This is a genomic window from uncultured Clostridium sp., assembly GCF_947036855.1.
Lineage (GTDB): Bacteria > Bacillota > Clostridia > Clostridiales > Clostridiaceae > Sarcina.
The window spans coordinates 1-10,824 of the sequence record NZ_CAMQRY010000086.1; the positions used below are offsets into that span (position 1 = coordinate 1).

General features: G+C 30.2%; 9 protein-coding genes. All 9 read right to left on the reverse strand.

Going from position 1 to position 10,824, the window contains the following annotated elements:
• Positions 1–73: 73 nt before the first annotated feature.
• The 9 genes from Q0V15_RS09170 to Q0V15_RS09210 all read right to left on the reverse strand — a co-directional run bounded on the left by Q0V15_RS09170 (position 74) and on the right by Q0V15_RS09210 (position 10,623).
• Positions 74–2,209 (reverse strand): hypothetical protein, encoded by a 2,136-nt coding sequence (locus Q0V15_RS09170; RefSeq protein ID WP_297438242.1) that lies wholly within the window; start codon positions 2,207–2,209, stop codon positions 74–76.
• Positions 2,210–2,233: 24 nt separating this feature from the next.
• Positions 2,234–2,905, reverse strand: a complete 672-nt coding sequence (locus tag Q0V15_RS09175) for a type II secretion system protein (protein ID WP_297438243.1) — start codon at positions 2,903–2,905, stop codon at positions 2,234–2,236.
• A gap of 121 nt (positions 2,906–3,026) precedes the next feature.
• Positions 3,027–4,259 carry a hypothetical protein gene (locus Q0V15_RS09180; protein ID WP_297438245.1) on the reverse strand — a complete coding sequence of 411 codons (1,233 nt, stop codon included), beginning with the start codon at positions 4,257–4,259 and terminating at the stop codon, positions 3,027–3,029.
• A complete protein-coding gene (locus Q0V15_RS09185) occupies positions 4,259–4,822 on the reverse strand; it encodes a PilN domain-containing protein (protein ID WP_297438248.1) in 564 nt (187 codons plus the stop codon). Before Q0V15_RS09185 ends, Q0V15_RS09180 begins: the two co-directional genes overlap by 1 nt.
• A 12-nt stretch (positions 4,823–4,834) precedes the next feature.
• Complete coding sequence (pilM, locus tag Q0V15_RS09190; protein WP_297438250.1) at positions 4,835–6,019, reverse strand: pilus assembly protein PilM; 1,185 nt, start codon at positions 6,017–6,019, stop codon at positions 4,835–4,837.
• A gap of 161 nt (positions 6,020–6,180) precedes the next feature.
• The gene (locus tag Q0V15_RS09195; RefSeq protein WP_297438252.1) at positions 6,181–6,720 is read right to left on the reverse strand and encodes a prepilin-type N-terminal cleavage/methylation domain-containing protein; all 540 of its coding nucleotides are present in this window, start codon (positions 6,718–6,720) and stop codon (positions 6,181–6,183) included.
• Between the two features lie 65 nt (positions 6,721–6,785).
• The gene (locus Q0V15_RS09200; protein ID WP_297438255.1) at positions 6,786–7,994 is read right to left on the reverse strand and encodes a type II secretion system F family protein; all 1,209 of its coding nucleotides are present in this window, start codon (positions 7,992–7,994) and stop codon (positions 6,786–6,788) included.
• Positions 7,995–8,031: 37 nt separating this feature from the next.
• A complete protein-coding gene (locus Q0V15_RS09205) occupies positions 8,032–9,717 on the reverse strand; it encodes a GspE/PulE family protein (RefSeq protein WP_297438257.1) in 1,686 nt (561 codons plus the stop codon).
• 138 nt (positions 9,718–9,855) lie between these two features.
• A complete protein-coding gene (locus tag Q0V15_RS09210) occupies positions 9,856–10,623 on the reverse strand; it encodes an A24 family peptidase (RefSeq protein WP_297438259.1) in 768 nt (255 codons plus the stop codon).
• Positions 10,624–10,824: the final 201 nt, after the last annotated feature.

Here is a 10,824-nt window from a genome sequence, read left to right on the forward strand (position 1 = left end):
TTTTATTTTTAGATTATGAAAGATTATCTTTCATTTTATAATTTCTTTGATTTATAGTTTTTGAAATTATATTTTAGAAATGATCTGGCTTTGGCACTGGAACAACTTCTATAGTTCCCCAATTATCATTTTCACCTTCTGGACCTTCTGGATTTATATTTATTCCTGTTTCAAAAGGCACACTACCACCATTTACATCTACACTCCCATTTTCTATATAATCATCTATTGTTATAAGATATATATAACCAGGTTCTGCTGTTAATGGCTCAGTTGTTATATCAATAAAAGTGTTTCCTTCCAATCTGTACATTTTATATTTAGATTCTGCTGTTTTTTCAAACGTAAAATCTTTTTCAGTTAAAACATTTAATATTATACCAGCTGAATAATAATTTTCTTCAGCTAAGTCAAAACTTTCACCTTGGTCCAACACTTCACTAGCTGCAATTTGACACTTTAATATATTATCTCTTGGCTCTATATTTGAACTATCTAATTGTAATCTCCCATTAAATAAACCTTTATAAATTAGAGTATCTACTACAGGCTTTATATTCCATTCATATCCACCTTTTTCGTCCTCATTAAACTCTATAGACTCAGCTCCTTCTATCTCTACTTTTGCTGAAACCTTAATAATATTAGGATCTGCCATATTAATATATTCTCCTTCTGTTCCGAGCATACTATTAAATTTAGCTCTAACCTTAAAAGGAGAAACTTCTTTTGTGGGAACTATCATTTCACCTACTATATCAAACCCTATAATTAATTCCTGTTCAGTATCTCTCATGTTAATTTCTATTTTATCTTTATATAATCCTGCTACTTCAGCAGTTATTTTTGCTACTATTTGAATAGGTACTAACGCATTTTCATTTATAGTTTTAAAATCATCATAATATGGACTCTTAACTGTTTCTATATTTCCATCTAATTTTTCTATCGAATCATTTAATAATAATTCTTGCTCTTCTATAGCATAATTAATCCCATACCATCTTGTATCATCTTCTTCATTTATAGCAATATCATTAACTATATTATTAGTATATTCTACTGCTTTTTCTCTATCAAATTTAGCTACTCCATCTTTATTAACTCTAGTTTCTAATAAACTTGTATTACCTTCTGATATTTGAGTATAATAATTTGGATTACCATTACTAACAACAACTATGCTAGATGATACCCCTTTATTTTCATTAGCTAAATATTTTGCTTTTCTAATTCCATCACCAAGATTACCACTTTCATCAGCAGCTTCTATTTTATCTATTTCTGCAATCATTTGATCAATAGATAAAATAGTTTTATCATCAACTTCTATAATTTTTGCTACTTCACCATAAACAACTAATGAGCCTTTTGTATCAGGTTTATTTTGTTTAATATCTTCAAGTGCTTTCTTTATGGATATTCTAGCAGTTTCATCATTCCCACCTTGTTTATCAATCACACTACTATCAATAAGATAAATCAATTCTCTATCTTTTATATCCATAGTTACTGATTTATCATCTCCAAGTTGACCCGCTCCCAAAGTATACTTCATACTAAATTCTTTATTCACTGGAACCTCTAACGGCTCTATTTCACTAACTTCTATAATATCATTTATGCTTTTCCCTTCTATAGCTCCATTAATATACTCTATAGTTTTTATTTCTAAATCAACTTTATTTTCTATACTTGTTTTACCTTTCTCCCCCTTTAAATTTTCATATTCTAATGAAAACAGCTCTGAAAAATTAGTTATTTCACTATCTTTATTAGCTTTAAATTTAACTATAACTTTAACTGTTTCACCATAGTAACTATCCCCTGCACCTCTATTATATTTAATTTCGCCTAAATTAACTTTATTCCCCTCAATACCTAAACTAGTTACTTCTGTTCCATCAACTCTATAACACTCTTCTAAAGTTATATTCGCATTTTCTTTTATAATAATGTAATTTTTATTTAAAATCCTTACTTCTCCCACAGGGTTTGTAGCATCAAATAATATTTTCCCTGGTTCTATTTCTATTTCAAATTGGAATATTGTATCCGTATAAGCTATTTTTTTTTCGCCTTCATTTACTGTCATTGTCATACTAGGATTATCACTTTTATTAGTTGCATCTACTATTTCACTTCCAAAAAAGATTCCCCCAACAGCCAAAGCTATAATTCCGATTCCCACTAGTACACTTTTCTTCATTCTTTTCACCCCACTTCTTTTATTTTATTTTGCATTTCTTAAACTTAGTTCTATTGTATGTTCATGTTCTATTGTTTTATTATAATAATCTTCTTCTAATATGATTTTCAAATTTACACTTTTTTCATTTTTTATAGCTTTTTCTATATCTAAAGGATCAATTGGTGTAGTAGCATTCCACATATTCGTTAGTATTTTATTTTCAACTCTTATTTGCTTAACATTTTCACTTAGTGTTTGAACTTTTCTCCAATGACTTACATCACAACTTGATGGTTCTGGACTTATTGCTTCATGAGCTGTATGAACATATAGATTCAACTCTTTATCATCAATCTGATATTTTATTGTATCTATATCAGTTATACTTGGATTACTTCCAAGTTTTCCTTTTCCATTAAGCTTAAATGATATTGATTTAGCACTATTTTTAATAACTTCACCTGTTATTGTAGGTGGTTCTGTTTTTATATCAACCTCTTCTATATTCTTAGCTGCTAAAACATTTTTCATCATACTTTCTGTTATCATTGTTCCATCATGTTGTAGTTCCTGTCTTATTTCTAGTTCTTTTGATTTTTTTTGTGTTGTGTTTACAAATGAGAATATTAGACTTGTTACTATCCCCATCAAGCCTAGAACTATTACTAGCTCTAGAAGAGTGAGACCTTTTTTCTTTTTTCTTTGTTTATTCAATCTAAAATCACCCTTCTCAAAATTACTTTGTTATATCTTACTAAAAAATTAGCTAAAGGTGTTTATTTACCTTTAGCTATTAATATTATTATTCTTATAATTTCTATTTTCTAATTAATTGCTAATTACTAAGATATTCAACATCTCCATGTGTTGATATTTTAACTCTTGGGTTATCTTTATCATCACCTTTGATTTCAACTCTTACTGCTTTGTCTGTTGTGTTCTTGACTTTAAGTTTTATTGAAACCATATCATCAGCGCCACTTCTTTTTTCTGAGTTAACTGCAACTTTTATATCACCTTTTGGTATGAAGTCTATTCCATCTCCACTTTTTGGATATACATCTGAACCCATTTGGTATTTAACAAAGTATACATCACCTTTTTGTGTAAATTCTATTGTTACTTCTTCAACTTGGTTTTCATCAGCTATTAGTTTTGTTCTTCCTGTTGAGTCATCTGGTCTTCCTACAGTAACTGATGGCATATCTGAGTTAAATGGTCTAAGTGTTACATTCATTGAAGTTGCTTCTGCATCTTCATTCTCTATGCTATCTATACTTGTGTAAGAATCTTCAAATGGATTATCTTTTCCTTTAGTGCTTTCTGCTTTCCAATCATAGTAACCATCAAAATCATCATTAAGTCTTGGTGCTGAGTAGAATTCCATGTTTAATGAACCTGAAACTTCATTATTACCACTTGGTGCTATGCTTATGTTTGGAACAGCTATACGATATTTATAATCTTCAAGAAGTTTTACAAATTTCATTACATTCTCATATTTCCCTTTAAATGTTGCACTTACTTTCATCTGCTTAACATTTAAAGTTGAAGGTTCTTTTGCTTCACCTTCCTTAGCTTTTGGTGTTTCTACTTTCTCACCATTAATTCTTTTATATTCAATCGGCTCTTTTATTCCACTAGCATTATATTCATCTATTAAACTTTCTAGAGTATTTGCCATAACTGCTTCTTCTGCCTTAGATGTAAAATATTCTGATATTGGAGCATAAACTTCTTTAGAATAACCAAATGTTACATCTATATTAGCTTTTGTACCAAGGTCATCTAACTCTTTTATAAGTTTTGGCTGCCATATATCAGGATAAATCTTAGCTGAACCATCCTCTATACTAAAGTTTAATTTCTTTATATCATCTCTATTTTTTTCAGTCATAGCAATTTCTGCCTGTTTCTTACTTTGGTCTTCTAAAAGTGCATCTGCTTCTACAGTTTTAGCTTCAATTTTTGCTACTTGAGGCTTGTATCCTAAATAATAATATCCAGCTCCAAGAGCTACAATTCCTAAAACACTAATCATAATTTTCTCTTTTTCACTAATTTTCATTATTCGACCTCCTCTAACACACAAGTTACTGAAAAACTATATTCTGCTGGGCTTCCAAAGTCTGAACTTATAGCTGGTATAAATGATTCTTTAATCATTGGAAGTTTATCTAAGTTATACTTAAAATCAGCGACTTGTTTATTACTACTTGATGTAGCATTCATTGTTATATTTCCACCTTGTATTGCTAAGCTTTTCAAATTAATTCCTGCTGGAATAGTTGAATTTATTTGCTTCATTATAGCTGTATCAATAATAGACCTATCTACAATCCCATCATGAACTGTCATAAGTGCAGAGTTATACCCCTGTAACAAACCTTTCTCTAGTGCAAGTTCCTTTGCTACTTTATGATCCTTAACAAAAGCTGGATCACTAATCTCGGCTGTTACTGTTGCTATCTGCTTATTAAGACTACTAAGTTGGAATATGTTGTATCCTAAAGTTCCTGCAATCCCTATTAAAACAACTGCTGCAGTTGCTGTTAAAGCTACCTGTGCATTACTTGACTCCTGTTGTTTTACATAGGGACTAAAAAAGTTAATATCTCTTACCATCACCATTTCTATTCCCCCTTAAAACCTAATAACAGTTCCTATACTATTTATAAACTGATCTATGTTTGCTATGTTAACACCCTTGTTTATTTCTATTCCATCAAAATCTACAATTCTTTCAGTTTCAACCTCAATTTTATCTTGCATATAATCAGCAAGTCCATTAAGCTTTGCCCCTCCACCATAGATATAGATTTTTTCAACTATTCTTTGCTCTTTATTACTATAGAACTGTGTAAGTCTTTTAATTTCATCAATCCATCCATTAACATTAGCCTTAACAACCTCTGTAACCTCTACTTGCTCATCTGTCAGCTCACCATCAAATTCACTATGCATTAAACTACATTGTTCCATCTTTAAAACTTCCGCTTCTTCATATGACTTACCAATTCTTAAAGCTATACCTCTATCAATAGCATCTTGTGAAGCTTCTATAAGTCTCATAAACTGAAGCTTACCATCTGCAATTATAGATGCATTAAATGTATTTCTTCCCATATCAATAAATAAATGAACCTTTTCCTTTTCAACAGGCTTATTATTTATAGTGTTTACATGATTAAAAAACTTTTGAACTGAATTATTTGTAACATCAAGAGAGCAAGGTCTAAGTTTATTCCCCATCTCTGATACAACAGTTAAAAATGATTTAATTTGCTTAATTGGATAAACAATAACTAAAACCTTTAACTTTTTAACTTCATCCTCAATAAATTTTCCAGCTACCGTAAACTGAATTTGATAATCTTCAAGATTAATAGGAAGATATTCCTTAAGCTTATTCTCAACAAGCATTTGTCTTTCTGACAGTGTTATATCCTCACTATCTATGATTGAAATTTCCCTACTCATAATTCCACTTGAAATACTATTAAAAGAAATATCCTTAGTAGAAATACGCCACTTCATAAAAGTATTATTAAGAGCATTCACTATACTCGGAAGATTTCTTATCTCACCCTTTTCAATAATATCATTAGGTGATTCTATCTTAAGTGCTGATGTAATTTGAATAATATTATTTCTCTTCTTAGCTTCTAAAATTTTAATATACTTGCTTCCTATATCAATAGAGACAAGTTTTACATCTTTTATCTTTGGAAGCTTTGGAATTTTCTTTTTCTTTATTTTAACAACCTTCTTGTCTGTATCAATCCCTTTTTCATCAATACCAACAGGAGTATCTAACTTACCTACCATATTCTCACCTCTAAAGTCTAAATATTTTTAACTTTTCTACTCTAACCCTTTACTATCTTAAATAAAATTTTTATTACATATTATATATAGCTTTTTTATTAATTATTTTAATTTTTAAAAAAACACCTTAAAATCCTTATTTTAAGGTGTCTTGAATTATATTAAGGTGTTACTGCTTCTACCGTTCCAACACTTGTCACTGTATCTGTAATATCAATAACTATTTCATATGCAACTTTATCTTTTTCTTGTGGTAAATCAACTTCTCTAAGTGCAGCTACAAAATTTTCATAACCTGTTGTACTTGTCATATCATTTGCTACTTCAGTATTATCTGTCGCATCAATTTTAAATTCAGCTAGATTAGCTGGATTCACACCACCTGCTGCTACACCAGTTCCTGCTTGAATTGTTATTGTTGCATCAGTTCCTGCAGTTGCTGAAGGTGTTATTATAAATTTAACCCCATCAGCACCAGCTACACTTAATATTTCAAAATCTTCATCTGTTATAGACATTTGTGCTGCTCTTTTTATAACATCTCCAGTCCTTAAATCTGCTTTGATTTTTGAATCCTCTCTAACCTTTGTAAAATTAGGAATAGCTATAAGTGCTATAATAGCAAGTACTGCAAGAACTATTACAAGTTCTATAAGTGTGAAACCTTTTTTCTTAGACTTTTTTCTTAGATTTTTTATCATAAAAATCTTCCCCCTTAAATTTTAAATTATTTATTTCTAATGAGCTAAAAGCTCTTTTAGACTTATTAAATAGTATGGAACATTTCAAACATTGGAGTTAATACTGATATTATTAAGAATCCAACTACTATTCCCATTATTACAAGCATTATTGGTTCTATGATTGTTGTTATTGCTTCAATAGCTCTTTCAAGTTCTTCATCATAAAAATCTGCTGTTTTGTTTAGGATATCATCAAGCGAACCTGATTCTTCCCCTATCTTAACCATTGAGCTAAGCATTGGTGGAAATACCCCTGTATCTCTTATTGGTTCTGCAAGACCTTCACCTTTAAGGATTTTATCTTTTACTTCAGCTATCTGACTTTGTGCATATTTATTTCCTAGAACTTCACCAACTATCTCAAGCCCTTGTATCATTGATACCCCTGCTGCTAATGTTGTTGCTAAACTTCTTGTAAATCTTGATACTACTATTTTTTGATTTAAATCTTTAAATAGTGAATATTTAAGCTTAAATATATTATTAAGCCTTTCACCTTGTTCTGTTTTTTTAGTTATAAATATAAATCCTCCCACTATAGCTCCTACTACTCCTACTACGATGTACCATTTTTCTCTAAGGAAATTACTCATAGCTAGTGTAAGCTGAGTTGTCCATGGAAGTTCAGCACCTGAACTTTCAAACATATCTATAAACATTGGCATAACAAATACCATAATAATTACCATAACTACAACTGTTACAAGTGATAATATAATTGGATATATCATTGCATTCTTAATTTTCCCATTAAGCTTGTGCTGCTTTTCATAATATATAGCCATTCTATTCATCATTTGGTCGAGAGTACCACTAGTTTCACCAACTTCTATCATGCTAATTAATAATGGTGGAAAACTTTTTTCATGCTTTGCCATACAAATAGAAAGTGCTTCTCCCTTTTTAATATCTTCATCTATTTCCTTTAAAATAATTTTAAGTTTTTTATTAGGAATCTGCTCCGAAAGCATATTAATAGATGCATTTATTGTTACCCCAGCTTCAAGCATTGTAGCAAACTGCCTACAAAATATTGCTGTATCACGCATATTTATACCTGAGAATATATCAAGTTTAATTTCTTGTGATTGCTTTAAATCATCTACTTTAAGTGCCATCAGACCATTAGACTTAAGCATTGAGTGAACTGCTTCTTTTGACTCTGCTTCAAAATCATTATTTTCAACAATTGCTCCATCACTACTCATAGCCCTATAAACAAACTTTGGCATAACTAAACTCCTCCTCTCCCCTTGCTAACTACTTTTTTTAATCTAAGAACATAAGTGCCATTAACTCATCTAATGATGTTTTTCTATCCATTACTAGCTCTTTACAACTCATAGCTAGTGTTTTCATTCCTTTTTTAACAGCTAAATCTTTTAATATATCTGAATTTTTTGTTGTTAAAATCAAATCTTTAATTTCTCTATCAACCTGTAGGATTTCATAAACCCCTATTCTTCCCTTATAACCTAGTTGGTTACAAGCAACACAACCTTTTCCTCTTGCAAGTGTTAGGTCATTATATGTTGGATATTCTAGTATTTGCTTTTCATAATCTGATGCCTGATATTCTTCTCTACAGCTTGGACAAACTTTTCTAACAAGTCTTTGTGCTACAACTCCCTTAATAGCTGTGGCAGCAAGATATGGTTCAACTCCCATATCAATAAGTCTTAAAACTGATGATGCTGCATCATTTGTATGTAATGTACTTAAAACTAAATGTCCTGTGATAGCTGCCCTAACACCAATTTGTGCTGTTTCACTATCTCTCATTTCCCCTATCATTATGATATCTGGATCTTGTCTTAGCATAGACCTAAGTCCTGCTGCAAATGTAAGCCCTGCTTTTGAATTAACATGAACTTGGTTAATCCCTTCAACAGTATACTCAACTGGATCTTCTATTGTAGTAATATTACTTCTACCATCATTAAGCTCATCTAAAACCGTATATAAAGTTGTAGACTTACCACTTCCTGTTGGACCTGTAACAAGGATAATTCCAAAAGGAGATTTAATAATTTTATCAAGCTTTGCAAGAAGTTCTGGACCCATACCAAGTTTTTCTTTTCCTATTCCATAATTACTTTTATCAAGTATTCTTATAACTACCTTTTCACCAGTTATTAAAGGAATACTTGAAACCCTCATATCAACTGGATATCCTTCAACTTCTGTTTCAATCCTTCCATCTTGAGGTATTCTTCTTTCAGCAATATTCATTCCTGATAAAATTTTAATTCTTGTAGTGATTGCACTAATAGCTGCTATATCAATATTAAGTATTTCTTTAAGTGAACCATCTATTCTGTACCTTACTCTGATAACATCTTCATAAGGTTCTATATGAATGTCCGATACTTTTTGCTTAACAGCATCTGCTAGAATTTGATCTACCATTTTAACTGCTGGTGAGTTTTTTATATCGTCAATTTCAACATCTTTTTTCTTTCTTGTACCTTGCTTATCCTTAGAAAGAGCTGAAGCTGCACTTTGCACACTTCTACCTGAGTAAAATCTTGCAACTGTACTTTCAATATCTTCCGTTGTAGCTAAATACATTTCTATTGGTGTATTATTTGTATTAAAGTTAATATCATCAATCGCAAATATATTTAGTGGATCTGCAAATGCAATTTTAACTTTACTTCTATCATCTGTAAGTCCAAATGGAAACACAGTATGCTTTTTACATATTGCCTCATTAAGCATTTTTGTAACAGACTTATCAATCATAGTTGTACTTAAATCAACTCTTTCGATTCCAAGTTGCTTTTCAAGAGTAGACATTATATCATCACTTGTTATAAGCCCTCTTTCAATAAGGATTTCTCCTATTCTTTTACCACTTGTTTTCTGCTGTTCAAGAGCTTCAATAAGTTGAAAATTTGTGATTTTTCTGTTCTCAATCAGAAGATCTCCTATCCTAAGTTTCTTTCTTGCCATTTTTCCCTCCTGAATTTTAACTCCACTTAATATTTTCCATCTTTATACTTTAATTATATTATTTGGATGTCGTAATAACAACTGAAATCGTTTTTTATTTGTCGACATTTTTCACATTGTCATTTAATATAGTTTTTCTTAAAACTTATAAATAAATTCATTTATCCACTCAACACCTAGTATTAGCACCAAATAAATTGCAATGGCTATACTTGGTCCAAAAGGAATATAATCTATTTTCTTCTTCTTTTTAGATAAAATTAAAGATACTCCTAAAACTCCACCTATAATGAAAGAAAATAGAATCATAAATATACTAAGTTGCCAACCTATGAACATTCCTCCAAGAGCTGCAATTTCTATATCTCCCTCACCCATAGCTCCAGTTAAGTAGCATATAGCTCCAATAACAACTGCACATATTATAGCTCCAAGCATTCCAAAGAATACATTCTTGAAATAATCTACAGCTCCATTTGATATTCCTATGTTTTCTACTAAAACAAAAACTCCACCAATCACAATTGCAGGAATAGTTGTAACAGAATAAACATCAGTTGTATCAAAATCTATAAGTGCAATAACAATTAAGAAAATTGTTAATATAGAAAACTTAGCAAAATTATAAGTTAAATCAAACTTCAAATATAAAAGACAAATAAGTATACCTGTCATAAACTCAACAAAAGGATATCTAAGACTAACCTTAGCCCTGCAATATCTACACTTACCACCTAAAAATAAGTAACTAAGTATAGGGCATAAATCCTTCCATGATAATTCATGGTTACATGACCCACAACTTGATGGAGGGCTAACAATAGATTTTTCTGCTGGTATTCTATAAATACAAACATTCAAAAAACTACCTATCGTAATTGCAAAAATAAAAACTAAAAAAATCATTTCTTCCTCCTAACTAAACTATGGATAAAGTGGCTTATCTACTTTATTTCCTTTTACTTTATTATTTATATTGAACCTCAAATAATATTACCACAACTATTTACTTTTATTTACTATAAAGGGCATTGTTCTCATTTAGTTAATAATATTGGTATATCAATTTGTATTTTTAATAAAAAGTTTTAATTCTTTAAAAGTTTT